Here is a 24,326-nt window from a genome sequence, read left to right on the forward strand (position 1 = left end):
CGCCGCATCAGTACTTCTTCTTGGCCCGCTTCGCCGGCTGCCCGCGTGGCGGCAGTGGTTTCTCTCCGCGCGACTCCTCGGCCAGGCGGAAATCGATCTTGCGTTCCTCGAGGCTGGCCTTCAGCACCACGATGCGAACGCGGTCGCCGAGCCGGAACACGCGACCGGCGCGCTCGCCGCTCAGTGTCTTGCGGATCGGATCGAAGTGGTAGTAGTCGTTCGGCAACTGGGTGACATGGATCAGGCCGTTGACCTTGGAGTCGTCCAGTTCGACGAACAGGCCGAAGCTGGTCACACCGCTAATCGTACCGTCGAATTCGCTGCCGACGTGCTGTTCCATCCACGCGGCGCGATAGCGCTCGTCGACCTCGCGCTGGGCCTCGTCGGCGCGGCGCGATCGTTCCGAGCACTGCAGCGACAACGCCGCCATCGCGCTGCCCGAATACTGGTACGTCGCCGGCTTGCCGCCGGCCAGCGCGTGCTTGATCGCACGGTGCACTAGCAGGTCCGGATAGCGCCGGATCGGCGAAGTGAAATGCGCGTACGCCTCCAGCGCCAGGCCGAAGTGGCCGATGTTGTCGGGCGCGTACACCGCAAGCGATTGGCTGCGCAGGATCACCGATTCCAGCAGCGCCGCATCCGGCCGCTCTCGGATCTTCTCCAGCAATGTGCGGAAATCCTTGGGCTGCACCTTGGACCATGGCGGCAGGCGCAGCTTGAATTCCTTGAGGAATTCCTCCAGGTCGGCGTACTTGGCTTCCGGCGGCCGGTCATGGTCGCGATAGGGTGCAGGGATGCCTTGTTCCAGCAGATATTTCGCGGCCTGCACGTTCGCCGCGATCATGCATTCCTCGATCAGCTTGTGCGCATCGTTGCGCTGGAGCATGCCCGCCTGCGTCACCTCGCCCTGCGGTCCGAGCACGAAACGCACTTCCGAGCTTTCGAATTCGATCGCGCCGCGTTTCTGCCGCGCCTTGTCGAGGATCCCGTACAACTGGTGCAGACGCTGCACCTGCGGCAGCTGTGCGCCGATGAAGGCCACTGCCTGCTCCCGATCCTGGTCGGGCACGCCCTCGCCGACCGCGTTCCACACCTGCGTGTAGGTCAGGCGCGCATGCGAGTTCATCACCGCCTCGTAGAACTTCGAGCGCGTGATCTCGCCATGGCGGTCGATCTGCATGTCGCAGACGAAGCACAGCCGGTCGACTTTCGGATTCAGCGAGCAGATGCCGTTGGACAGCGTCTCCGGCAGCATCGGCACGACGAAGCCGGGGAAGTAGACCGAGGTCGCGCGCTTCTGCGCCTCGTCGTCGAGGGGCGTGCCGGGACGGACGTAATGCGAGACGTCGGCGATCGCTACGATCAGCCGGAAGCCTTCGCGATTGGTTTCGCAGTAGACGGCGTCGTCGAAATCCTTGGCATCCTCGCCATCGATGGTGACCAGCGGCAACGCGCGCAGGTCCACGCGCGCCGCCGCAGTGGCAGCATCGACCTGCAGCGGTACCGCGACCGCCTGAGCCAGCACTTCCGGCGGGAATTCGTGCGGAATCTCGTGGCCGTGGATCGCCGCCTCGACCGCCAGCGATGCGGTCAGCTTGTCGCCGAGCACGGCCAGCACGCGTCCGATCGGCGGACGGTGCGAGTCGGCCGGCTGCACGATCTCGCACACCACCAACTGCCCGTGCCGGGCGTCCAGCCGCGCATCCGACGGGATCTGCACGTTGCGCTGGATGCGGCGGTCGTCCGGCACCACGTAGCTGATGCCCGACTCCAGCGTGAAGCGGCCGATCAGCCGGTTGAGCCGGCGCTCCAGCACCTCGACGATCGCGCCTTCGCGACGGCCGCGCCGGTCCATGCCGGTGACGCTGGCCAGCACGCGGTCGCCGTGCATGGCCTTGCGCATCTCGAACGGCGGCAGGAACAGGTCGTCGCCGGCGCCGCTGTCCGGACGCAGGAAGCCGAAGCCGTCGGGATTGGCGATCACAGTGCCGGCGATCAGGTCCATGCGCTGCGCCGGAACGTAGGCGCCCTTGCGGTTCTGCAGCAGCTGGCCGTCGCGGACCATCGCGGCCAGGCGCTTGCCGAGGGCGTCGAAACGATCCGCTGCGGTCAGCTGCAGCTGTTCGGCCAGCGCATCAGCCGACAGCGGGCCATCGGCGGCGGCAAGCAGTTGCAGGATCGCCTCGCGGCTGGCGATGGGATTCTCGTATCGGCCGGCCTCACGCGCCGCCTGCGGATCGCTGAAAACCCCAGGCGTGGAGCCGGCTCGCTGTCCTGACGCGGGCGGTCGACCGGCGCCGGAACGGGCCGGCGGTTCCGGCATCCAGGGCGGACGCTGCCCCGCCGACTTCGTGCCCTTCGCGGCCGTAGCCGTCCGGCCACCACCGGCCTTGCCGGAACGGGCCGGGCCGGCGCCGGGCTTGCCGGCGCCCGTTTTGCCGGAACTGGTCTTGCCGCGGCCGGAGCCGCGCTTGCTGGGAGTTTTTGCCATCGCGAAGATGTTACACGGCCCCGGCGAAGGCCACTGTCTACATCGACCGCGTTGACAACGATCTTCTCGCAACGCAACATACGCGCCCTGCACCCTGCCCGGGTGGCGGAATTGGTAGACGCACTAGCTTCAGGTGCTAGCGGGGGCAACTTCGTGGAGGTTCGAGTCCTCTCCCGGGCACCAGGTACAACAAAGACCCTCGCGCAAGCGGGGGTTTTTCGTTTCCGGCGTCCTTGCATCGCGATGATCGTGTTGGCTTTGCGGCATGACACGGCTCAAGGATCGCTGTCCACCTGGGATATCCAGAGCCTGCCGGCCGACAGATCCAGCGTCACGACTTTGTCGCGCAGGAACGGCATCCCCAGGTTGCCGTCCAGGATCATGTCCGGGGTGAACGCCATGCCCTTTGCCCGCAATCCTGTCGAAACGCGGAAGTCCACCTGCTGCGGGCCTTTTTCTCCCGGATCCAGTCCGAACTGCTTCGCATAAGGCTGGGCAACCAGGATCGTGCCGCCGTTGCCCGAATCCAGTTCCATCCAGGTCATGCCCCGGCTACCCGGCACGCCGATCGATGCCGCCAGCGCACGCCCCTGCAGCTCCCGGGACAGGCGTACGGGCAGGGATTCCGCACCCGCGATGCGCTCGCGCAGGCTTTCGGGTGATTCGACGATCAGGCGCATCGCCGGAAAGTCGATCGTGATCGTCTTGCCGGCGAACGCATCCAGCGCGATGGAACCGTCCACGGGTGCGGCATCCTTGGCGATGAGTGGAGCGATATCGAGCACACCGATGACCGGCAGCCGGAGATCCTGCGATCCCAGACGCAACGTGACCGCGTCGCAACGGGGCATGTCCAGGCGGTTGCCCATCATCCGATGGCCACTCAAGCGCCCCCACGGACGGCAATCGATCTTTCTCGCAAGATCGGGCGAGATCAGGGTGATGCCGCCGGCCGTGTCGAAGGTGAACAAGCCCGGATGACCGCCGACCTGCGCACGCAATGCGACGGTTTTTCGATAGGGCTCCAACGGATGGATCGCTTCGGGGCCGGAGGCTTGCGCCAACGAGGAGGCGACCAACCCGACCACACACCAGAACCAATGCATACGCCACTCCCTGACTGGCGAGGCCGGCCGCAATGGCGACCCCGGAATCGACTTGGATGCAACAGCGGGCGATTTCGTTGCCAGGGACAGCACAACCTGTACAACGGAAGCGGCAACGGCAACGACAGACCATGCGGGCTGTCCAGCGCGTACCCCGCCCCGCATAATTGCGAGGCTTTCTCTACTTCGTGATTTCCCGCATGACCGACCCCGTACGCGCCGTCTTCCACGGCTTCGAGCAGATCCCGCTGCGCGAATACGCCGAGCGCGCCTATCTCGACTATTCGATGTACGTGGTGCTCGACCGCGCCCTGCCCTTCATCGGCGACGGGCTGAAGCCGGTGCAGCGCCGCATCATCTACTCGATGAGCGAGCTGGGCCTCAATGCCGCCGCCAAGCCGAAGAAGTCCGCGCGTACCGTCGGCGACGTGATTGGCAAGTACCACCCGCATGGCGACAGCGCCTGCTACGAAGCGCTGGTGCTGATGGCACAGCCATTCTCGTACCGCTATCCGTTGATCGAAGGCCAGGGCAACTTCGGTTCGTCGGATGACCCGAAGTCGTTCGCGGCAATGCGCTATACCGAGTCCAAGCTGACCCCGATCGCCGAGGTGCTTCTTGGCGAACTCGGCCAGGGCACGGTCGACTGGACACCGAATTTCGACGGCACGCTGGAAGAACCGACCTGGATGCCGGCGCGCCTGCCGCACCTGCTGCTCAACGGCACCACCGGCATCGCCGTCGGCATGGCCACCGACGTGCCGCCGCACAACCTCAACGAGATCGTCAGCGCCTGCGTACGCCTGCTCGACGATCCCGACGCCAGCGTGCGCGACCTGTGCGAACACGTGCGCGGCCCCGACTATCCGACCACCGCCGAGATCATCACCCCCGCGCGCGACCTGCTGGCGATGTACGAAACCGGCAATGGCAGCGTGCGTGCGCGCGCCACATTTACTCGGGAAAACGCGAACATCGTCGTCACTGCGCTGCCCTACCAGGTGTCGCCATCGAAGGTGATCGAGCAGATCGCTGCGCAGATGCGCGCCAAGAAGCTGCCGTGGCTGGAAGACATCCGCGACGAGTCCGACCATGCCAATCCGGTACGTGTGGTGCTGATCCCGCGTTCCAACCGTGTCGATGCCGAGCAGTTGATGGGACACCTGTTCGCGACCACGGACCTGGAAAAGAGCTATCGCGTCAACCTGAACATCATCGGCCTGGATGGCCGCCCGCAGGTCAAGAACCTGCGCATGATCCTCTCCGAATGGCTGGTGTTCCGCGGCGAAACCGTGACCCGGCGCCTCAACCATCGCCTGGAAAAGGTCGAGCGTCGCCTGCACCTGCTGGAAGGCCTGCTGGTCGCGTTCCTCAACCTCGACGAGGTGATCCGAATCATCCGCAGCGAGGACGAGCCGAAGGCCGCGTTGATCGCACGCTTCCAGCTGAGCGAGGACCAGGCCGACTACATCCTCGACACCAAGCTGAAGCAGCTCGCGCGTCTGGAGGAAATGAAGATCCGCGGCGAGCAGGACGAGCTGGCGGCCGAACGCGAAAAGCTATCGTCCATCCTCGCCTCCAAGGCCAAGCTGAAAAAGCTGATCAAGGACGAACTGCTGGCCGACGCGAAGAAATTCGGTGATGCCCGTCGTTCGCCACTGGTCGCGCGCGAGGCCGCACAGGCACTGGCCGAGACGGAACTGGTCGCCAGCGAGCCGATGACGATCGTGCTGAGCGAGAAAGGCTGGATCCGCGCCGCCAAGGGTCACGATGTCGATGCCGCTTCGTTGTCCTATCGCGAAGGCGACACACTGCTGGCGGCTGTGAAGGGGCGCAGCACGCAGCAGGTCGCGTTCCTGGATTCCGCAGGCCGCAGTTATTCGACGCTGGCACACACATTGCCGTCGGCGCGCGGCAACGGCGAGCCGTTGACCGGGCGTTTCTCGCCGGCTGCCGGCATGTCGTTCCAGGCGCTGGCCAGCGGCGACAACGAGACCCGTTTCGTGCTGGCGTCCTCGCACGGCTACGGCTTCGTAACCCGCTTCGAGAACCTGACCGGCCGGCAGAAGGCCGGCAAGGCGATGCTGTCGCTGTCGCCAGGCGCCACGGTGGTGCAACCGGCCGCAGTCGGCAATGTCGACAGCGACCGCATCGTCGCGGTCACCAGCGCCGGCCACCTGCTAGTGTTCCCGGTGTCGGAACTGCCCGAACTCGACAAGGGCAAAGGCAACAAGATCATCGAGATCCCGAAAGCCAAGCGTGGCACCGAACGCGTGGTCGCCATCGCGGTGGTCGCGCCGGGTGGCACGTTGTCGGTGAAATCCGGCGCACGGACCATGTCGCTGTCGTTCAAGGACCTCGACGCCTACGTCGGCGCGCGCGCCTCACGTGGCGGGCTGCTGCCGCGAGGCTGGCAGAAGGTCGACGGCCTGGCGGTCGAATAGCGGAGATCAATGATGGAAGCTGATTTCTGGCACCAGCGCTGGCGCGAGAACCGCATCGGCTTCCACCAGGACAAACCGACGCCACTGCTGCTCAAGCACTGGCCGTCGCTGCGCATCGCGCCAGGCAGCCGGGTATTCGTGCCACTGGCCGGAAAGTCGCTGGACATGGTCTGGCTGGCCGCGCAGGGCTATCGCGTGCTCGGCGTCGAACTCTCGCAACTGGCCATCGAGCAGTTCTTCGCCGAACACCGGCTGCAGCCGCAGACAGGCGCCAGCCGATACGGCACCCACTACCGCGCCGGCGACATCGAACTCGTCCACGGCGACGCCTTCGCCCTCGATGAAGCCATGCTGGCCGACTGCAGCGCCGTTTTCGACCGGGCTGCGCTGATCGCCTTGCCGCCGGCACTGCGCCAACGCTACGTCCAAGAACTGCATGCACGACTGCCTGCCGGTTGTCGCGGCCTGCTGATCACCCTCGAATACCCGCAGCCGGAAAAGGAAGGGCCTCCATTCGACGTCGACGAGGATGAAGTCCGCAGCCTCTATGCGCGGGACTGGACTGTCGAACGGCTGGAACGCCGCGACATCCTCGCCCAGCAGCCGGCCTTCGTCGAAGAGGGCGTCACCGCCCTGTCAACGGTGGTGTATGCATTGCAGCGCAAGGGCTGAATCGTAGGGCGCATTAGCCGGAGGCGTAATGCGCCGGATTCGATTTCGTTCCGTAGGCGATACGGCGCAATACCCTTGGTTATTGCGCTCTAGTGGACGGTTTTCGTCGCGCCCCACACTTTGTCATTCCGAACGAAGTGAGGGATCTGCTTGTGTATGCCTGAGCGAAAGCAGATCCCTCCTGAGACTCGGGATGACAGGCTGGTTGGGATGACAGGGTGAAGCTCGGATTGACGATCGAATGCGATTCAGAGCGCCGCATTATGGACGCCTGCAATCGCGCGGCCCGACGGATCGGCCGCGGCAGCAAAGCTCGTATCCCAGGCGATCGCCGCTGGCGACGAACAGGCGATCGACTTGCCGCCTGGCACGGTCTCGGCGCATGCCTGCCCCGGGAATGCCTGCTCGAACAGGCTGCGGTAGTAATACGCCTCCTTGGTCTGCGGAGGATTGATCGGGAAGCGCTTGTCGGCGGCGGCGAGTTCGCGGTCGCTGACCTGCTTTTCCGCATGCGCCTTCAGGCCGTCGATCCAGCCGTAACCGACGCCGTCACTGAATTGTTCCTTTTGCCGCCACAGGATCGAATCGGGCAGATAGCCTTCGAACGCCTCGCGCAGCACTGATTTCTCGATGCGCCTTTTCCCGGCACCGTTTCCATCGGCCGCGCCTTTGCCGACCATCTTCGCCTGCGCATCCATCCGCATCGCGACGTCGAGGAACTCGACATCCAGGAACGGTACGCGCGGCTCGACGCCCCAGGCCATCATCGACTTGTTGGCGCGCAGGCAGTCGTAGTTGTGGAGCGCATCCAGTTTGCGCACCAGTTCCTCGTGGAATTCGCGCGCGTTCGGCGCCTTGTGGAAATAGAGATAGCCGCCGAAGATCTCGTCGGAACCTTCGCCGGACAGCACCATCTTCACGCCCATCGCCTTGATCCGCCGCGCCAGCAGGTACATCGGGGTCGAGGCGCGGATGGTGGTGACGTCGTAGGTTTCGATGTGGCGGATCACTTCCGGCAACGCATCGAGGCCTTCCTCGAAGCTGTATTTGAAGCCGTGGTGCACGGTGCCCAGTGCCTCTGCCGCGACTTCGGCAGCGGCCAGGTCGGGCGAGCCTTCCAGGCCGATCGCGAACGAATGCAGGCGTGGCCACCAGGCTTCGGAGACATCGTCCTCCTCGACACGTTTGCGCGCGAAGCGTGCGGCGCAGGCCGCGACCAGCGACGAATCCAGCCCGCCGGACAGCAGCACGCCATAGGGCACGTCGGTCATCAGCTGACGGTGCACGGCGCGCTCGAATGCATCGCGCAGTTCCTGTGGCGAGACCTGCACGCCCTGCGTGGCGTCGTAATCGCGCCACGGCTTGATGTAGTACTTCTGCAACTGGCCACTGTCACTGTCGTACCAGTGACCCGGCGGGAACTGCGCCACGTCTGCGCAGATCGGAGCCAACGCCTTCATCTCCGATGCCACGCACAGGCGACCTTCGCGGTCATGACCCCAGTACAGCGGGCATACGCCCATCGGATCGCGGGCGATGATCGTGCGCTGCCGCGGCTTGTCCCACAACGCGAAGGCGAAGATGCCGTTGAGACGGTTGAGGAAGGAAGCCGGTTCATCCTCACGGTACAGGGCGTTGATCACCTCGCAGTCGGAGCCCGTCTGGAAGGCATAGGGCTGCGTCAATTCCTTCTTCAGTTCGCGGTGGTTGTAGATCTCGCCATTGACCGCAAGCACCAGTTCGCCATCGGCGGAACGCAAGGGCTGCGAACCACCGGCGGGATCGACGATGGCCAGGCGCTCATGCACCAGCACCGCGCCTTCGTCCACGTACACGCCGCTCCAGTCGGGACCGCGGTGACGCTGCCGTTGCGACAGTTCCAGCGCTTGCCGCCGCAGTGCGCCGACGTCGTCGCCTGCTTGCAGGCCGAAAATGCCCAGGATCGAACACATGTTGAAGCTCCGGTTGGTTTGAAGGGTTGTCGCAGATCCCGTACAACAAAAAACCCGCGCTTGCGGCGCGGGTTTTGGACGTTGGGCTTGGTGTGGTTCGCCTTGCCTAGTCGCAGACCCGCAGCGGTCGCGCACGATTATTCGCGCGCGCATTGTTGCGGCGATTCGAATTGCGGTTGGCGAAGGTCGACTGGCAGGGCATGGCTGGAACGTAACCTGTTTTCCGGCGGGCTGGCAAGCCCTGTTTCCTGTTCAACGCAGGCCGGGCGCGGAGCCGGCCAAAGTGGCGCACGCCATCCTCATGCCGTGGATCCGGGGGCGAGGCTTACGGCAGCAGGCGCTCGATCAGGGCCTGATAAAGGTCCGGCAACGCTTCCAGGTCGGCCACCGCGACATGTTCGTCGACCTTGTGGATGCTGGCGTTGACCGGACCGATCTCGACGCACTGCGCACCCAGCGGCGCGATGAAGCGCGCGTCCGACGTACCGCCGCTGGTGCTTTCCTGCGGGACCGCGCCGGCAAGGCGTGTCAGCACTTCACGTGCCGCGCTGCGCAGCGGACCTTCGGGGGTATGGAACGGCTCGCCGCCGCGATGCCAGTGGATCGTGTATTCCAGCGCGTGCGCGCGCAGCACGGACTCGCATTGCCGTTCCAGCTGCTCGGCCTGCCAGTGCGGGTTGTAACGCAGGTTGAACAGCACCTGCAGTTCGCCCGGGATCACGTTGTTGGCGCCGGTACCGGCATGCACGTTGCTGACCTGCAGGCTGGTCGGCGGAAACGATTCGTAGCCGTCGTCCCAGCGATGCGCGACGAGTTCGGTCAGCGCCGGCATGGCCTGGTGCACCGGATTGCGCGCTTTTTCCGGATAGGCGACGTGGCCCTGGATACCCTTGACGGTGAGCGTCGCCGACAACGTGCCGCGGCGGCCGACGCGCAGAAGATCGCCCAGTTTCGCGGTCGACGACGGCTCGCCGGTGATGCACCAGTCGATCTTCTGCCCGCGCGTGCGGAAGGTGTCGGCGACACGGCGCACGCCGTCGATGGCCTCGCCTTCCTCGTCCGAGGTCAGCAACAGCGCCACGGTGCCGGAGTGCCGGGGATGCGCGGCCACGAAGCGTTCCAGCGCGACCACGAAGGCGGCGACGCTGCCTTTCATGTCGGCGGCGCCGCGCCCGTACAACATGCCATCGCGTATCTCGGGCACGAACGGATCGCTGTTCCAGGCCTCGCGCGGGCCGGGCGGCACGACATCGGTGTGGCCAAGGAGGACGAGCACGGGCGCGCCGCTGCCGTGCGTGGCCCAGAGGTTGTCGACCTCGCCGAAGCGCAGGTGTTCGCAGGCAAAGCCTGCGCGCTGCAGGCGCTTCGCGATCAACATCTGGCAGCCGGCGTCATCGGGCGTGACCGACGGGCGCAGGATCAGTTCCTTGGCCAGCGCGACGACTTCGGTCATGACCAGAGGTCCTTCCTGTCATCCCAGGAATAGTGGGGAATGACGGATTCCGGTGCGGGAGGCGTGCAGTTCACTTGCCGACGCCGAAACGCTGCTTGAAGCCGTTGTCGCTGAAGCCCTGTGTGACAGCGCCGTCGTCGGTGACGACCACGGGGCGGCGGATCAGCTGCGGATACTCCTTCAGCAGCAGCTTCCATTCCGCATCGGAATCTGGCGTCCTGCGATTCGGTGCGAGCGTGCGCCAGGTGGTCGAGGACTTGTTGACCAACGCATCCCAGCCGCCCGCCTGCCGTGCCCACTCCGACAGCGTTTCCGCGGGCTGCCGGTTGTCGCGGTAGTCGACGAAGTCGTGCGCGATGCCGAAGCGGTCGAGCCACTTGCGCGCTTTCCTGCAGGTGTCGCAGTTGGAGAGGCCGTAAAGAGTGGTCATCTATCGTTTCCGCCTCAATCCGCCAGTCCGCGCAGCAGGTCGTTGATCGATGTCTTGGCGCGCGTCTTCGCGTCGACCTGCTTGACGATCACCGCGCAGTACAGCGAGTGCGATCCGTCCTTGGACGGCAGCGAACCGGACACCACCACGCTGCCCGGTGGCACGAAACCGTAGCTGATCTCGCCGGTGGCGCGGTTGTAGATGCGCGTCGACTGGCCGATGAACACGCCCATCCCGATCACGCTGTGGTGGCCGACCACCACGCCCTCGACCACTTCCGAACGCGCGCCGATGAAGCAGTGGTCCTCGATGATGGTCGGACTGGCCTGCAGTGGTTCCAGCACGCCGCCGATGCCGGCGCCGCCCGAGATGTGGCAATGCTTGCCGACCTGCGCGCAGGAACCAACCGTGGCCCAGGTGTCGACCATGGTGCCGGCGCCGACGTGCGCGCCGATGTTGATGAAGCTCGGCATCAGCACCACGTCCTTGCCGAAATGGCTGCCGCGACGCGCGATGGTGCCCGGCACCACGCGCACGCCGAGCTTGCGGAACGCGGCTTCGTCAAACTCGCCAAAGCGCATCGGAATCTTGTCCCAGAACGATGCAGGGTAGGACTCCATCACCTCCATGTCCTGCACGCGGAAATACAGCAACACCGCCTTCTTCAGCCATTCGTTGACGGTCCAGCCGCCCTTGCCGTCGGGTTCGGCGACGCGGAACTCGCCGCTTTCCAGACCGTCGATCACCCGCTCCACCGCCGGCCGCGTCGAACCTTCCAGTTCTTCCGGCGTCAGCGTCGTGCGCCGCTCCCAGGCGCTGTCGATCATGAACTTCAGTTCGTCGATGCCAGGGCCTTGCGGGGCCTTCTTCCGGGTGGCCTTGCGTGCGGTCATCCTGCATTTTCTCCGTCGATGCGGGCCAGCAGCGCGTCGCGCAGGGCCTGTTGCTGGGTGTCGTCGAGCGCCTGGTCGCTGGCGTCGCCGATGATGAACACGTCTTCGGCGCGCTCGCCGAAGGTCGCGATGCGCGCATCGTGCACGCGCAGGCGTTGCGCGCGCAGCACGTGCGCGAGGTCGGCGAGCAGGCCCGGGCGATCGGTGCAGACCACGCTGAGCACGCTGTGGCGCCCATCGGGACTGCGGTCGAAGGCCACCTGCGGCGCGATCCGGAAATGGCGCAGGTGCCGCGGCTGCGTCCGCCGCGACGGCCGGATGCTTTCCAGCGGACCGGACAGCGCGGCGGCCAGGCTGCGTTCGATCTGCGCGGCGCCCGGCGCGTAGCGCGGGTCGGCGTTGACCACTTCGAAACTGTCGAAGATCGTGCCGTTGGGCCCATCGAGCGCGCGCGCCTGCTGGATCGCCAGGCCGAGCAGGCGGTCGAGCGTGATCACGATCGAGGCGAACAGGCCATCGCGATCGGGCGAATGCACGAACACCTCGAACGCACCGGCATGCCCGGCCAGTTCGCGCACGCGCACGACGGTGCTGCCCGGCCTGGTGTCGCGCAACGCAGCCGCCTGCCAGGCCAGCGGTTCGGCGCGCGCGCGCAGGAAACTCTCGGCCGGCATGCGTGCGAACAGGGCCGCGCTCTCGGCGGCGTCGATGCCCTGCTCTGCCAGCAGCGCGGTCGCCGCACTGCGGTTCTCGGCGATGCGCTCGGCCGCCGCGACCGGATGTTCCAGCCCGCGGCGCAGTGCCAGCCGCGTCGCCGTGTAGAGATCGGCGAGCAGCCGGTCCTTCCAAGCATTCCAGAGCTTCGGCGAAGTACCGGCGATGTCGGCACAGGTCAGCAGGTACAGGTGATCCAGCCGCACGCGGTCGGCGACGATCGTCGCGAAGCGATGGATCACCTCCGGATCGGCGATGTCCTGCTTCTGCGCGGTGACCGACATCAGCAGGTGCTTTTCCACCAGCCATGCGATCAATCCGGTGTCAGCCTCGCCCAGGCCGTGCGCCGTGCAGAACGCACGCGCGTCGACCGCACCGAGTTCGGAATGATCACCGCCACGGCCCTTGGCGATGTCATGGAACAGGCCGGCAAGCAGCAGCAGTTCCGGCTTGCGCAGGCGCGGCCACACTTCATGCGCCATCGCGAAGCGTTCGTCCGGCGTGTCGGAGGCGAACGCGGCCAGGTTGCGCAGCACGGCGAGCGTGTGCTGGTCGACCGTGTAGACATGGAACAGGTCGAACTGCATGCGCCCGGACACCTGCGCGAACGCCGGCAGCCAGCGACCGAGCACGCCGAGCCGGGCCATGCGCTCCAGCGTGGCGACCGGTTGCGGTCCGCGCAGCAGCGCCATGAAATCCTCGCGCGACACCGGTGTCGCCGCGTCGTATGCCGGCAATGCGGGCAACGCCTCGGCCAGCGCGCGTGCGGTGTGCGAATGCAGACCGCGCACCCGCGGCTGCGCGGCCCACATCGCGAACAAGGCGAATACTTCGGCGATGTCGTCGTGCGGCCAGTCATCGCTGCGCGCGGCCAGGTAACCGCGGCGCAGTTCGAAGCGTGCATCGAGCGGTTCCGGCACGGCGGCGCCGTCGAACTGCTCCTCGAAACGCTGCAGCAGGCGGTCGTTGATGCGGCGCACGAGCGCGGCGCTGCGGTAGAAACCCTGCATCATCTGCTCGACGCCGAGGTTCTGCGCGTCGTCGGCGAAGCCAAGGCGTTCGGCAAGCATCTTCTGGTAGTCGAAGCGCAGCCGTTCCTCGGCGCGGCCTGCGACGAGGTGCAGGCCGTAGCGCAGGCGTTGCAGCGCGCGGCGCTCGCGTTCCAGCGCTGCGGCTTCGTCACTGCCGAGATGGCCGAGGCCGATCAGCGGCTGCAGTTCGCGCACGCCGAAACTGCGCTGCGCCATCCATCCCAGCGTGTGCAGGTCACGCAGGCCGCCGGGACCGTCCTTGAGGTTGGGTTCCAGGTTGTCGGAAGTGTCGCCGAAACGCGCATGGCGGGCGCGCTGCTCCTCGCCCTTGGCGATGAAGTACTCGCGCGCAGGCCAGACGCGGGTCGCGGCGATCGCATCGGCCAGCGCCGCCTGGGCGTGGTCGTCGGCCACCAGTGGACGCGCCTCGATCATCGCCGTCAGCACGGTGATGTCGGCGGCGGCTTCGGTGCATTGCGTCGTGGAGCGCACTGCATGGCTGGCATGCAGGCCGGCGTCCCACAGCATTGCGAACAGGCGCGCCAAAGCTTCGTGGCTGGCCTGCTGCGCGCGATGGTCGGCCAGCACCAGCACGTCGATGTCCGAATGCGGGAACAGTTCGCCACGGCCGTAGCCACCGACCGCGAACAACGCCAGCGGCGCGTCGACCGGGATGCAACGCGACCAGGCCGCCTTCAGCAGGTGATCGACCGCGCGTGCGCGCAACGCCAGCAGGCGGTCGATGTCGTCGCCGCGATCGAAGCGCCTGGCGAGGCGTTCGTCGGCCTGGGCCAGCGTCGTGCGCGCCGCGCTCGCCCAGGCGGCATCGTCCGCCGCGTCCAGCGGGGCGGCGACCGGACCTGCGGCAACCGGATGGTTCACGGGCGGGCAGCGTCGCCTGGCAGCAGAGTCAGCACGTCGTAGCCGTCGTCGGTGACGGCGATGGTGTGCTCCCACTGCGCCGACAACTTGCGGTCCTTGGTGACCACGGTCCAGCCGTCGGGCAGCACCTTGGTGTGACGCGTGCCTTCGTTGATCATCGGCTCGATGGTGAAGGTCATGCCCTTCTGCAGCACCAGGCCTTCGCCCGGCCGGCCGTAGTGCAGCACCTGCGGATCTTCATGGTAGACGCGACCGATGCCATGGCCGCAGTACTCGCGCACCACGCTGAAACGCTCGGATTCGGCCAGCGCCTGGATCGCGGCGCCGACATCGCCCAGCGTCGCGCCCGGCCTCACCACGCGGATGCCGCGCCACATCGCGTCGTAGGTGGTGTCGACCAGCCGCTTGGCCATCACCGACGGCGTGCCGGCGTAGTACATGCGGCTGGTGTCGCCGTGCCAGCCGTCCTTGATCACGGTGACGTCGATGTTGACGATGTCGCCGTCCTTCAGGACCTTGGATTCACTGGGAATACCGTGGCAGATCACGTTGTTGACCGACGTGCACACGGTCTTGGGAAAGCCGCGATAACCGACGTTGGCAGGCACCGCCTGCTGCACGTTGACGATGTGGTCGTGCGCGATGCGGTCGAGCTCTTCGGTGGCCACGCCGGGTTTGACGTGCGGCACCAGGATCTCGAGCACTTCGGCGGCCAGGCGGCCGGCGACGCGCATCCTCTCGATGTCTTCGGGGGTTTTGATGGTCATGCCCATGCGTGGATTATCGCCTGAATCCAGCCGGCCACGAAGCGCGTGGCGGTAAAACGGTGCCCGTAGGCGGGCAATACACACGCATCCGCTTGCAGATGAGGGCAGCAAGGCCGCACGTCGTCCGCGGATTGAGCGATGCCTGGAGAGCCGGGCCTGTCTGCGCTCCGGCCGCGATGGCCGTACTTTTCCTGGCGATCATCCGTGCGGGTAACCGGTGCAACCGGCTCACTCCGACCAGGCCCGCGACGATCCTCCGACCTCGCCTGGCATAGACATTGCCTCCCTTCCCGCCCGCCGTCCGGAACCAGCGTCGACGCGGTGGGAGCGCAAACCGGAATCTGACCCGGTGCGTCAAATCTGGAATGAGCGTCACGTAAAATGTGACGAAAATTTAAATATTTCGTTAAGAACAAGTTATTCGTAAGCGTTTACAGGCCTGTTCTTGCGGATCCAGCCTCTGCCAAGTTCTTGGCACGCATCCTGCTTTGACCACCAGCAATCCGGCGATCACGCCGGTCAATCGAAGATGCCAAGCCACCGGAGCCACCAATGATTCGTTTCAAGTCGACCCTCATCGTCACCGCTTTGATCGCCGCTGGTGTTGCGGCTCCGGCCTTCGCCGCCAGCAAGGACACGAACTTCACCGTCAACATCAACGTCACCGGCTCGTGCAAGTTCATCAGCGCGTCGAACATCAACTTCGACAGCTCCGATGCGACGCCGGGTACCACCGACAAGACCGGCACCCTCAAGGTCCAGTGCACCAAGTCGCTGCCGTTCAGCCTGCAGCTCGATGCCGGCATCAACGGCGCCAGCAACGTCAACGCGCGCAAGATGAAGAGCACCACCGGTACCGACACCATCGCCTATCAGCTCTACAGCGACAGCTTCAACACCGTGTGGGGCACGGCCACGTCCGGCGTGGGTGCCGTCACGGGCACCGGCACCGGCTTCGGCGGCAGCACGCTGGACCAGACTTTCACGGTGAGCGCGCGCGCCACGCTGACCGGTACTGAGCCGGTCGCCACCTACACCGACACCATCAAGGCCACGGTCACCTACTGAGCCGTCGCCGCGGCAGCTGCGTCCGTCCTGCCTGCCGGCCACGGTGAATGCCGTGTCCGGCCACCGCCTCCCCCGGAGATCCCTCCCCGTGATCCGCTTTTCCACCGCATGGCTGTTCGCGGCGGCGCTGCTCGCTGCCGGCTTGCCGGCTCCGTTGCGGGCGGCGGAAGTGCGGGCCACGTTCCAGGTGAAGCTGGAGGTAGGCAACGTCTGCACCCTGGACAAGGGCGCGGACGTGGATTTCGGCACGATCACGCCCAGCGGCTCGCACCAGACCTACACCGCCAGCGGCTCGCTGGTGGTGCGCTGCACGCTGCACACGCCCTACACGATCCGGCTCGACGGCGGCCTGCATGGCACCGTGACCGACCGCAAGATGCGCAACACCAGCGGCCAGACCATCAGCTACCAGCTCCATAGCGGCACGCTCGGCCAGTGCGGGTCGTGGAATCCGGCGCAATGGGGAGATGGCAGCGGCGGCAGTTGCGTGTTCAGCGCGACCAACCATGCCTCCGAACAGACCATCGCGGTGGCGGGCCAGACTACGCTGAGCACTGCCGAAGGCGGTGCCTACAGCGACACCGTCACGGCCACGATCACCTATTGACCATTCGATGAGGCCGCCGCGATGAAAACCTCCCTCTTTCCTGCCCTGCTGCTTGCCATCGTCGTGGTCAGCACTGGCATTGCCTTACCCGCATCCGCTGCGAGCCTGCAGGTGGCACCGACCGCGGTCACGCTGACCGAGAAGCAGAACGCCGGCGCGCTGTGGCTGACCAACACCGACGAAAAGAAAGGCCTGCGCGCCCAGACCCGCATCTATCGCTGGACCCAGGACAACGGCGAGGAAAAGCTCGAAGCCACGAACGACGTCGCGGTGAGCCCGCCGATGATCGAACTGCTCGCCGGACAACGGCAGCTGATCCGCGTCATCCGCACCGGCGCGCCGCCGCAGGGAGCGGAAGTGGCCTATCGGGTGCTCGTCGACGAGTTGCCCGGCGCGGACGAGCCAGAGGCCAGCGGCCTGCAGTTCCTGCTGCGCTACTCCGTGCCGGTGTTCGTGCTGCCGGCCGGGGATACACCACTGAAATACGAACTCGACACCCGCCTGGAGCGGAACGGCTCGCAGGTCTCGCTGGTGGCCGGCAATAGCGGCAGCCAGCACGCACAGATCGCCGACCTGACCTGGGTTGACGCCACCGGCGCCCGCAAGGCGGTGTTGGCCGGGCTGGTGGGCTATGTCCTGCCTGGCCAGACCATGCGCTGGGAGTTGCCGACCGACACGGCGATCACCGCCGGTGGCCATTTCGTCGCAAGGATCAATGGTGAGCAGGAAGAGCAGACCCTTGCGCTGGATTCCGCCGGTCGCTGAGGCCCTGCTGGTCGCCGGCTGCCTGCCGGCGACCGCCTGGGCGCTCGAGCCGCCGGCCGCCGGCCCGGGGATCGCGACCAGCGTCGAAGTACCGCTGTTCCTCGATGTCCGGCTCAACCAGCAGGACACCGGCAAGGTGTTGCCGTTCGTGCAACGCGAGGGCGGACTGTGGGCTGCGCCGGACACGCTGCGCCAGCTCGGTTTCGCGCTGCCTGCCGACCAGCCTGCAGATCTGGTGGACCTGCGGACCCTGTCGGGTGTGCGTATCGCCTACGACGTGGCCATGCAGAAAGTCGCGATCGACGCGCCGCTGGCCCTGCTTTCGCTGGAGGCGACGATGCTCGGCACGGCAGGCGTTGCCGCGCCGCCGGCCAGCAATTCGCCCGGCCTGCTGCTCAACTACAACCTGTTCGGCAACCACGACCAGGTGTCGGACAACGCCACCGGTTACCTGGAACTGCGTGCCTTCGGCGGCAACGCCGGGGTCCTGAGCACCAGCCTGGTCTCGCGCACCTACCGTTTCGATGGCGGCGACTGGCGCGGCGACACGGTGCGGCTGGACAGCAGCTGGCAATGGTCGTTCCAGGACCGGATGACCACGCTCGTCGTCGGCGACACCTACACCGGCAACCTCGGCTGGACCCGCGCGGTGCGACTGGGTGGCGTGCGCTTCGGTCGCGATTTCAGCCTGCAGCCCTATCGCACCACCTCGCCACTGCCGATGTTCGCCGGCGAAGTCGTGGTGCCGTCGGAAGTGGAGTTGTACATCAACGGCATCAGGCAGTACGCCGGCGAGGTGCCGGTCGGACCGTTCCGGATCAACTCGCAGCCGTCCATCAACGGCGCCGGCAATGCGCAACTGGTGATCCGCGACGCCTTCGGCGCGGTGCGCACGGTCAACGTGCCGTTCTACTCGACCCCGAACCTGCTGAGCGCAGGCCTGTCGGACTGGTCCGTGGTGATGGGGATGGTGCGCGAGGACTACGGCGTGCGTTCCTTCTCCTATGCCGATCGGCCGGTCGGCAGCGCGGACTACCGCCGCGGCATCAGCGATCGCCTGACCGTGGAAGCCCATGCCGAAGGCAGCGACACGCTGGCCAACGCCGGCGTCGGCGCGCTGTGGTCGCTCGGCGCCGCCGGCGTGATCGGCGCCAGCTACGCTCATAGCGAACAGCACGGCCGCACCGGCGAACAGGCCGGACTGGCGTACAACTGGACCAACTCTCGCTTCACCTTCTCGATCGACAGCCGCCGTACCCATGGCGACTACCGCGACATCGCCTCGTCCTACGGCTTCGAACCGGCACGCATCAGCGAACGCGGCCTGGCCGGCTGGAACTCCGACAGGCTCGGCAGCTTCGGCGTCAGCTATGCGCGCCTGCAGCAGCTGGAAGAAGAGGACGACCGTTACGGCAGTGCCTACTGGTCGCACAGTTTCGGCGGCCGCTGGTCGTTGAGCTTCAACTACAACCAGAATCTCGACGACAACGACGATCGCAGCTTCTTCCTCGGCTTTAGCCTGAGCCTGGATTCTGGCCGCATGCTCAACGTGTCGGGCCAGCGCAATGGCAATCGCGATGTCGCGTCGATCGACCTGACCAAGGCGGTGCCGGGCGATGGCGGCTTCGGCTGGCGGCTGCGCGCCGACCACGGCGAGGGCGATACGGGCGGCCTGGCCGAACTGGGCTGGCTCGGCAGGCACGCACAGTTGTATGGCGGCCTCGGCAATTCCGGCGGCAACACCTATAGCTACGCCAGCGGCAGCGGCAGCCTGGTATTGATGGAGTACCAGGTATTCGCCGCGCGCAGCATTTCAGATGCGTTCGCGGTGGTGTCGACTTCCGGCGTGGGCGGCGTGCCGGTGAAGCTGGAAAACCGGCCGATCGGCGTCACCAACGAAAAGGGATTGCTGCTGGTCACGCCGCTCAACGCCTGGCAGCGCAACCTGCTGGCGATCGACCCGATGGACCTGCCGGCCAACATGCGCCTGGGCAAGGTCGAGATGAATGCCACGCCGACCGACCGCGCCGGCACCGCGGTGCGTTTCGACGTGGAGCGCGTGCGCGCGGCGCTGCTGGTCCTGCAAGACCACGCCGGCCAACCCCTGCCGCTGGGCAGCCGCGTGCAATTGATTGGCGGATCAGCCCAGCAGGCGCTCGTCGGCTACGACGGAGAGACCTATCTCGACACCCTGGAAACACGGAACACGATGGAAGTGACCACGACCCAGGGTCGCTGCCGGATCCATTTCGATTACCCGGCGGTACCGGACGCGATTCCGCGCATCGGCCCGCTGACCTGCACCCCGGAGAAACAGCCATGAACCGGTTGCGCCACATCCTCGCGTTGGCCGTCCTCGCCTGCGCCGCGTTGGCCTTCGCACCGTCCGCGTGGGCGTCCACCACCTGCACGGCCACGATGAGCGGCTGGAACTTCGGCATGGTCAACACGGCCGGCAATACTGATGTGCAGGCAACCGTCACCTACCAATGCAACACCAGCACCCAGGCCTCACTGCTCGGCGAGGCCCGGGTACGGATGTGCCTGGCGGTCGGTCCCGGCTCGGTCAACGGCAGCACCATCGCTTCGCGTCGCCTGGCGAACGGCTTCAACGAATCAATGAACGTCCAGTTGTACCGCGACCCGGCTCGCACCCAGGTGCTGGGCAACAGTCCGGCCAATCCAACCTATCTGGAGCTGTATGTCGAATACCCGCTCACAGGCTTCCTCGGCGCGTCCGGCTCCACCAGCGGCACGTTCAACCTGTACGGACGCGTCCCCCCGCAAACCAGCTTGGCGGCCGGCAATTACAGCTCGACTTTCAGCGACACGACCCTGCGGTATCGCTACAGGGAGCTCCTTTCCCAGAGCGATCCGGCCACCTGTGAAACAGGCGGCATCCAGGGCACCCCGAATACCTTCGGCTTCACCGCCATCGCCAACGTCCCCGACAAATGCGTGATCGACACGGCTGGCGACCTGGATTTCGGCAGCATCCTGGCCGCCAGCACCGGCCTGATCGAGAAGACCTCGACCATCCGCCTGACCTGCACCCGGCGTACCGCCTGGCAGGTCGGCCTGACCAACGGCATCAACGCCAGCGGCACGACCCGGCGCCTGGCCGGATCGGGTGGCCAGTACGTTGCCTATGAGCTGAACCGCAGCCCGGGTTGGGATCGCTGGGGCTCCACGCTCAACGTCGACACGGCCGCGGGTACGGGCATGGGCAGCTCCCAGGCGCTCACCGTGTATGGCCGGATCACCAATCAGCCCCTGACCCGGGCCGGCACCTACAGCGACACCATCACGGTGATCGTGACCTACTGAGCAAGGGGAGACGGCATTCCGTCGCCTTCCTGACACAGGGCGTTCACAGCGCCGTACCTAACGTGCACGGACCGCGCGATCCGGCCTCAACTTTTCCGCCGGCGCGCCGATAGCAAGGAAATTCTGCCGAATTACCGCTCGGCAGGGAGCTAGCGATGCGCCTGCGCAAACTGGTCCTGGCGATGACCCTGCCCTGCCTGGTCACGGGGGCATACGCCGACAGCAAGAGCACCTCCCTGCAGATCGGCATCCGCATTGTCCCCAGCTGCACCATCCACAGCCTGCGAGACCAAGCCGGCGAGCGCATCGCATCGACGCGGGTGGCCTGCTCCCGGGGCGCCCCCTTCCGGATTTCTTCGCATTCGCCGCCAGACCCAAGCCCTGCCTCCACTGAAGTCAGCCTCACTCCTGTCGCCGGCGGCCCTCCGAGCGGGGGCAGGACCATTACCACGATCACCTTCTGAAGGCTGATGAAGCGCGCATCGGCCGCATCCTGAGCGGCGGAAGCCACCCTTAGGCCTGCTCCCGCGCCTTTCGCAGGCGGAGTCCTTGTTTCCGCTCTGTCCCGATTTGCCGCCGACACGCCGCAGCCGCTATAATCCGCCGACTTTGTCGACCCAGGTCGGCCAATCCGCCCACGTCGGGCGACACCGGCGAATACACACCTGCTGCAATGCCCCGTGCCGGGGTGTCGCTGGCCGCTGGAACCGAGGTTCCGCCGGCAGGCGATCTGGCCACGGAGGCAGCAGGGAGGCCCAACCCCGGAACCTTTCGTCCGCCCAGGCGGACGAGCGCCCCGCGACATGACGCTCATCCAGAGCCTGTCGCAGGACGGCCGGTTCCCCCCTTCGGAGTCATCAGCAATGTCCCAGATCACCATGCGCCAGATGCTGGAAGCCGGCGTCCATTTCGGCCACCAGACCCGCTACTGGAATCCCAAGATGGGCCCGTACATCTTCGGCGCCCGCGGCAAGATCCACATCATCAACCTCGAGAAGACGCTGCCGCTGTTCGTCGACGCGATGAACTTCATTTCGGCGATCGCGCAGAAGCGCGGCACCGTGCTGTTCGTCGGCACCAAGCGCAGCGCGCGCGACTCGATCAAGGAAGAAGCCACCCGCTGCGGCATGCCGTACATGACCCAGCGCTGGCTGGGCGGCACGCTGACCAACTTCCGCACCGTGAAGGCTTCGGTCTCGCGCCTGAAGGAACTGGAAGCCGGCGAAACCGACGGCACCTTCCAGAAGCTGGTCAAGCACGAAGTGCTGGGCCTGCGCCGCGAGCGCGACAAGCTGGAAGCCTCGCTGGGTGGTATCAAGGAAATGAACCGCCTGCCCGATGCGCTGTTCGTGATCGACATCGGCCATGAAGACATCGCCATCAAGGAAGCCAAGAAGCTCGGCATCCCGGTGATCGCGGTGGTCGACACCAACTACGACCCGGCCCTGGTCGATTACGCCATCCCGGGCAACGACGACGCCATCCGCGCCGTGCAGCTGTACGCCCGCGCCGCCGCCGACGCCGTGCTGGAAGGCAAGGCCGCCGCGCCGGCCGCCGGCGTGCGCGAAGACGAGTTCGTCGAGCTCGACGCCGAAGGCAACCCGGTCGCCGACAAGCGCGGTCCGCGCGGCCGCGGCGCCCCGGCCAAGAAGACTGCCCCGGCCCGGAAGGACGCTGCGCCGAAGTCCGACGCCGCTGCCGACGAGGCCCCGGCTAGCGCCGAAGCCGAAGTCGCCGGGAACGAGGCGGTCGAAGCCAAGGCTGCCGAGTAATTCCTGCGTCACGCGGCCGCGCCATAGTGCGCGGCTGCTCCTAGCCGTCATTCCCGCGAAGGCGGGAACCCAGCGACTTTCGTTTTTGGCTTTGCAAAGTCAAAGGCCTGGATCCCGGCTTTCGCCGGGATGACGAACATCTTTCGAGAATACCGAGGTAACCCCATGGCAGAAATCACCGCATCCCTGGTCAAGGAACTGCGCGAGCGCACCGGCGCCGGCATGATGGAGTGCAAGAAGGCGCTCACCGAGAACAACGGCGACATCGAAGCCGCCGCCGACTGGCTGCGCAAGACCGGCCTGGCCAAGGCCGACAAGAAGGCCGACCGCGTTGCCGCCGAAGGCCGCATCGCCATGGCCCAGGCCGACGGCAAGGCCGTGCTGGTCGAGATCAATTCCGAAACCGACTTCGTCGCCAAGGACGCCAACTTCCTGGCCTACACCGAAGCCGTCGCCCAGGCCGCGCTGAATGCCAGCGACGTCGAGGCGCTGAAGGCAACGGCACTGGCTTCCGGCGAAACCGTCGACGCCGCCCGCACCGCGCTGATCGCCAAGGTCGGCGAGAACCTGCAGGTGCGCCGCATGGCACGCATGGACAGCGCCAACACCATCGGCGCCTACGTGCATGGCGGCCGCATCGGCGTGCTGGTCGAGGTCAAGGGCGGCAACGCCGAACTGGCCCGCGGCCTGGCGATGCACATCGCGGCGATGAACCCACCGCATATCTCGCCTGCGCACGTCCCGGCCGATTTCGTCGCCCGCGAAAAGGAAATCGCGCTGGCCCAGGTCAAGGATTCCGGCAAGCCGGCCGAGATCCTGGAGAAGATGATCGCCGGCAAGGTGTCGAAGACCATCAGCGAGATCACCCTGACCGGCCAGCCCTACGTACTGGACACCAACCAGACCGTCGAGGCCGCGCTCAAGGCCGCCGGCGGTGCCGAAGTACTGAACTTCGTGCGTCTGGCGGTCGGCGAAGGCATCGAGAAGAAGGAAGACGACTTCGCGGCCGAAGTGATGAAGCAGGCCGGCCTGGCCTGAGCCAACGCCTCAACGCAGTAACAGGAACCCGCGAGCGATCGCGGGTTTTTTGTTGCCGGCACGCTCCGCTGCAGCCGTCGCGCGTGCAGCGCACGCTACAATTGCCGCGTTTTCCTGCCCGGAGTCGCTCATGTCCCAGCTCGTGTATCGCCGTGTCGTACTGAAACTTTCCGGCGAAGCCTTGATGGGCGACGCGGATTACGGCATCGACCCGGCCATGATCGGCCGGCTGGCGACCGAGGTGATCGAGGCCCAGCAGGCCGGTGCCGAAATCGCGCTGGTGATCGGCGGCGGCAACATCTTCCGCGGTGCGGGCCTGGCCGCCGCCGGCATGGACCGCGTCACCGGCGACCACATGGGCATGCTCGCCACGGTCATCAACGCACTGGCCATGCAGGATGCGCTGGAAAAACGCGGCGCGCGCGCGCGCGTGATGAGCGCGATCAAGATCAACGACGTCTGCGAGGATTACATCCGCCGTCGCGCGATCCGCCACCTTGAGAAAGGCCGCATCGCGATTTTCGCGGCCGGCACCGGCAATCCGTTCTTCACCACCGATTCCGGCGCCGCGCTGCGCGCGATCGAGATCGGCGCCGACCTGCTGTTGAAGGCGACCAAGGTCGACGGCGTCTACGATTCCGATCCGAAAAAGAATCCGGGGGCGAAGCGCTTCGACAGCCTGACCTACGATCAGGTGATCTCGCGCGACCTCAACGTGATGGACACCGCCGCCTTCGCACTGTGCCGCGACAGCGATTTGCCGCTGCGCATCTTCGACATGGGCCAGCCAGGCGTGCTGCTGCGCGTGCTGCGTGGCGAGAACATCGGCACCCTGGTGCAGGGCCGCGACTGACCGCGGTTTCGTGGAACGCAGCCTGCGCCGCGGCACGATGAAATAGTGTCCGCGACTACGC

The 24,326-nt window shown here is 66.2% G+C and carries 18 protein-coding genes, 1 tRNA gene and 1 pseudogene; 12 read left to right on the plus strand and 8 right to left on the minus strand.

The genetic code is table 11. The annotated features are described in order from the left end of the window. Window positions 1-7: 7 nt before the first annotated feature. Entirely contained in the window at window positions 8-2,491 is a 2,484-nt protein-coding gene (gene rnr, locus IP90_RS05150) for a ribonuclease R (protein WP_144898541.1), read from the minus strand. A 96-nt stretch (window positions 2,492-2,587) separates the two neighbouring features. Between rnr and IP90_RS05155 the strand changes: the two genes are divergently transcribed. Beyond that, window positions 2,588-2,674: transfer RNA gene (locus tag IP90_RS05155), tRNA-Leu, on the plus strand. A gap of 92 nt (window positions 2,675-2,766) precedes the next feature. Here the strand turns inward: IP90_RS05155 and IP90_RS05160 are convergent. Continuing rightward, entirely contained in the window at window positions 2,767-3,597 is an 831-nt protein-coding gene (locus IP90_RS05160) for a hypothetical protein (protein ID WP_144898542.1), read from the minus strand. A gap of 200 nt (window positions 3,598-3,797) precedes the next feature. Here IP90_RS05160 and parC point away from each other — a divergent pair, with 200 nt between their 5' ends. Both parC and IP90_RS05170 read left to right on the plus strand, forming a co-directional pair. Then, window positions 3,798-6,041 (plus strand): DNA topoisomerase IV subunit A, encoded by a 2,244-nt coding sequence (parC, locus tag IP90_RS05165; protein ID WP_144898543.1) that lies wholly within the window; start codon window positions 3,798-3,800, stop codon window positions 6,039-6,041. Between the two features lie 12 nt (window positions 6,042-6,053). Beyond that, on the plus strand, window positions 6,054-6,713 hold the full coding sequence (locus IP90_RS05170; protein WP_144898544.1) for a thiopurine S-methyltransferase: 660 nt from the start codon (window positions 6,054-6,056) through the stop codon (window positions 6,711-6,713). 248 nt (window positions 6,714-6,961) lie between these two features. On the opposite strand, the gene asnB is transcribed toward IP90_RS05170, so the two are convergent. The 6 genes and pseudogenes from asnB to map all read right to left on the minus strand — a co-directional run bounded on the left by asnB (window position 6,962) and on the right by map (window position 14,841). Continuing rightward, complete coding sequence (asnB, locus tag IP90_RS05175; RefSeq protein ID WP_144898545.1) at window positions 6,962-8,665, minus strand: asparagine synthase B; 1,704 nt, start codon at window positions 8,663-8,665, stop codon at window positions 6,962-6,964. Window positions 8,666-8,990: 325 nt separating this feature from the next. Next, complete coding sequence (gene dapE, locus IP90_RS05180) at window positions 8,991-10,118, minus strand: succinyl-diaminopimelate desuccinylase (protein WP_144898546.1); 1,128 nt, start codon at window positions 10,116-10,118, stop codon at window positions 8,991-8,993. 70 nt (window positions 10,119-10,188) lie between these two features. Continuing rightward, complete coding sequence (locus IP90_RS05185) at window positions 10,189-10,548, minus strand: Spx/MgsR family RNA polymerase-binding regulatory protein (RefSeq protein WP_144898547.1); 360 nt, start codon at window positions 10,546-10,548, stop codon at window positions 10,189-10,191. Between the two features lie 14 nt (window positions 10,549-10,562). Further along, a pseudogene (gene dapD, locus IP90_RS05190) lies at window positions 10,563-11,399 on the minus strand (2,3,4,5-tetrahydropyridine-2,6-dicarboxylate N-succinyltransferase); the annotation flags it as partial. A 38-nt stretch (window positions 11,400-11,437) separates the two neighbouring features. After that, window positions 11,438-14,068 carry a [protein-PII] uridylyltransferase gene (gene glnD / locus IP90_RS05195; RefSeq protein ID WP_144898549.1) on the minus strand — a complete coding sequence of 877 codons (2,631 nt, stop codon included), beginning with the start codon at window positions 14,066-14,068 and terminating at the stop codon, window positions 11,438-11,440. After that, complete coding sequence (gene map / locus IP90_RS05200; protein WP_144898550.1) at window positions 14,065-14,841, minus strand: type I methionyl aminopeptidase; 777 nt, start codon at window positions 14,839-14,841, stop codon at window positions 14,065-14,067. Before map ends, glnD begins: the two co-directional genes overlap by 4 nt. A gap of 546 nt (window positions 14,842-15,387) precedes the next feature. Between map and IP90_RS05205 the strand changes: the two genes are divergently transcribed. The 9 genes from IP90_RS05205 (at window position 15,388) to pyrH (ending at window position 24,265) form a co-directional block, all read left to right on the plus strand. After that, a complete protein-coding gene (locus IP90_RS05205) occupies window positions 15,388-15,903 on the plus strand; it encodes a Csu type fimbrial protein (protein WP_144898551.1) in 516 nt (171 codons plus the stop codon). Window positions 15,904-15,991: 88 nt separating this feature from the next. Further along, window positions 15,992-16,510 carry a Csu type fimbrial protein gene (locus IP90_RS05210; protein ID WP_158635280.1) on the plus strand — a complete coding sequence of 173 codons (519 nt, stop codon included), beginning with the start codon at window positions 15,992-15,994 and terminating at the stop codon, window positions 16,508-16,510. A gap of 21 nt (window positions 16,511-16,531) precedes the next feature. Continuing rightward, a complete protein-coding gene (locus tag IP90_RS05215; protein ID WP_144898553.1) occupies window positions 16,532-17,275 on the plus strand; it encodes a fimbrial biogenesis chaperone in 744 nt (247 codons plus the stop codon). Then, a complete protein-coding gene (locus IP90_RS05220) occupies window positions 17,250-19,598 on the plus strand; it encodes a fimbria/pilus outer membrane usher protein (RefSeq protein ID WP_242007486.1) in 2,349 nt (782 codons plus the stop codon). Before IP90_RS05215 ends, IP90_RS05220 begins: the two co-directional genes overlap by 26 nt. Then, the gene (locus tag IP90_RS05225) at window positions 19,595-20,602 is read left to right on the plus strand and encodes a Csu type fimbrial protein (RefSeq protein ID WP_144898555.1); all 1,008 of its coding nucleotides are present in this window, start codon (window positions 19,595-19,597) and stop codon (window positions 20,600-20,602) included. The genes IP90_RS05220 and IP90_RS05225 overlap by 4 nt, the downstream gene beginning before the upstream one ends. Before the next feature lie 155 nt (window positions 20,603-20,757). Beyond that, window positions 20,758-21,066: a hypothetical protein gene (locus IP90_RS05230; protein ID WP_144898556.1), complete on the plus strand. Its 309-nt coding sequence runs from the start codon at window positions 20,758-20,760 to the stop codon at window positions 21,064-21,066. A 399-nt stretch (window positions 21,067-21,465) separates the two neighbouring features. Beyond that, window positions 21,466-22,374, plus strand: coding sequence for a 30S ribosomal protein S2 (gene rpsB, locus IP90_RS05235; protein ID WP_144898557.1), 909 nt, complete (start codon window positions 21,466-21,468; stop codon window positions 22,372-22,374). A gap of 165 nt (window positions 22,375-22,539) precedes the next feature. Further along, the gene (gene tsf / locus IP90_RS05240) at window positions 22,540-23,412 is read left to right on the plus strand and encodes a translation elongation factor Ts (RefSeq protein ID WP_144898558.1); all 873 of its coding nucleotides are present in this window, start codon (window positions 22,540-22,542) and stop codon (window positions 23,410-23,412) included. A 130-nt stretch (window positions 23,413-23,542) separates the two neighbouring features. After that, a complete protein-coding gene (gene pyrH / locus IP90_RS05245; protein WP_144898559.1) occupies window positions 23,543-24,265 on the plus strand; it encodes a UMP kinase in 723 nt (240 codons plus the stop codon). Window positions 24,266-24,326: the final 61 nt, after the last annotated feature.

The sequence above is a fragment of the Luteimonas cucumeris genome, from assembly GCF_007830035.1.
GTDB lineage: Bacteria > Pseudomonadota > Gammaproteobacteria > Xanthomonadales > Xanthomonadaceae > Luteimonas_C > Luteimonas_C cucumeris.

What these genes read in the sequence shown, in the direction of transcription:
- rnr (WP_144898541.1), bottom strand. Translation starts at nt 2,491, where the DNA reads ATGGCAAAAACTCCCAGCAAGCGCGGCTCCGGCCGCGGCAAGACCAGT.
- IP90_RS05160 (WP_144898542.1), bottom strand. Translation starts at nt 3,597, where the DNA reads ATGCATTGGTTCTGGTGTGTGGTCGGGTTGGTCGCCTCCTCGTTGGCG.
- parC (WP_144898543.1), top strand. Translation starts at nt 3,798, where the DNA reads ATGACCGACCCCGTACGCGCCGTCTTCCACGGCTTCGAGCAGATCCCG.
- IP90_RS05170 (WP_144898544.1), top strand. Translation starts at nt 6,054, where the DNA reads ATGGAAGCTGATTTCTGGCACCAGCGCTGGCGCGAGAACCGCATCGGC.
- asnB (WP_144898545.1), bottom strand. Translation starts at nt 8,665, where the DNA reads ATGTGTTCGATCCTGGGCATTTTCGGCCTGCAAGCAGGCGACGACGTC.
- dapE (WP_144898546.1), bottom strand. Translation starts at nt 10,118, where the DNA reads ATGACCGAAGTCGTCGCGCTGGCCAAGGAACTGATCCTGCGCCCGTCG.
- IP90_RS05185 (WP_144898547.1), bottom strand. Translation starts at nt 10,548, where the DNA reads ATGACCACTCTTTACGGCCTCTCCAACTGCGACACCTGCAGGAAAGCG.
- map (WP_144898550.1), bottom strand. Translation starts at nt 14,841, where the DNA reads ATGGGCATGACCATCAAAACCCCCGAAGACATCGAGAGGATGCGCGTC.
- IP90_RS05205 (WP_144898551.1), top strand. Translation starts at nt 15,388, where the DNA reads ATGATTCGTTTCAAGTCGACCCTCATCGTCACCGCTTTGATCGCCGCT.
- IP90_RS05215 (WP_144898553.1), top strand. Translation starts at nt 16,532, where the DNA reads ATGAAAACCTCCCTCTTTCCTGCCCTGCTGCTTGCCATCGTCGTGGTC.
- IP90_RS05225 (WP_144898555.1), top strand. Translation starts at nt 19,595, where the DNA reads ATGAACCGGTTGCGCCACATCCTCGCGTTGGCCGTCCTCGCCTGCGCC.
- IP90_RS05230 (WP_144898556.1), top strand. Translation starts at nt 20,758, where the DNA reads ATGCGCCTGCGCAAACTGGTCCTGGCGATGACCCTGCCCTGCCTGGTC.
- rpsB (WP_144898557.1), top strand. Translation starts at nt 21,466, where the DNA reads ATGTCCCAGATCACCATGCGCCAGATGCTGGAAGCCGGCGTCCATTTC.
- tsf (WP_144898558.1), top strand. Translation starts at nt 22,540, where the DNA reads ATGGCAGAAATCACCGCATCCCTGGTCAAGGAACTGCGCGAGCGCACC.
- pyrH (WP_144898559.1), top strand. Translation starts at nt 23,543, where the DNA reads ATGTCCCAGCTCGTGTATCGCCGTGTCGTACTGAAACTTTCCGGCGAA.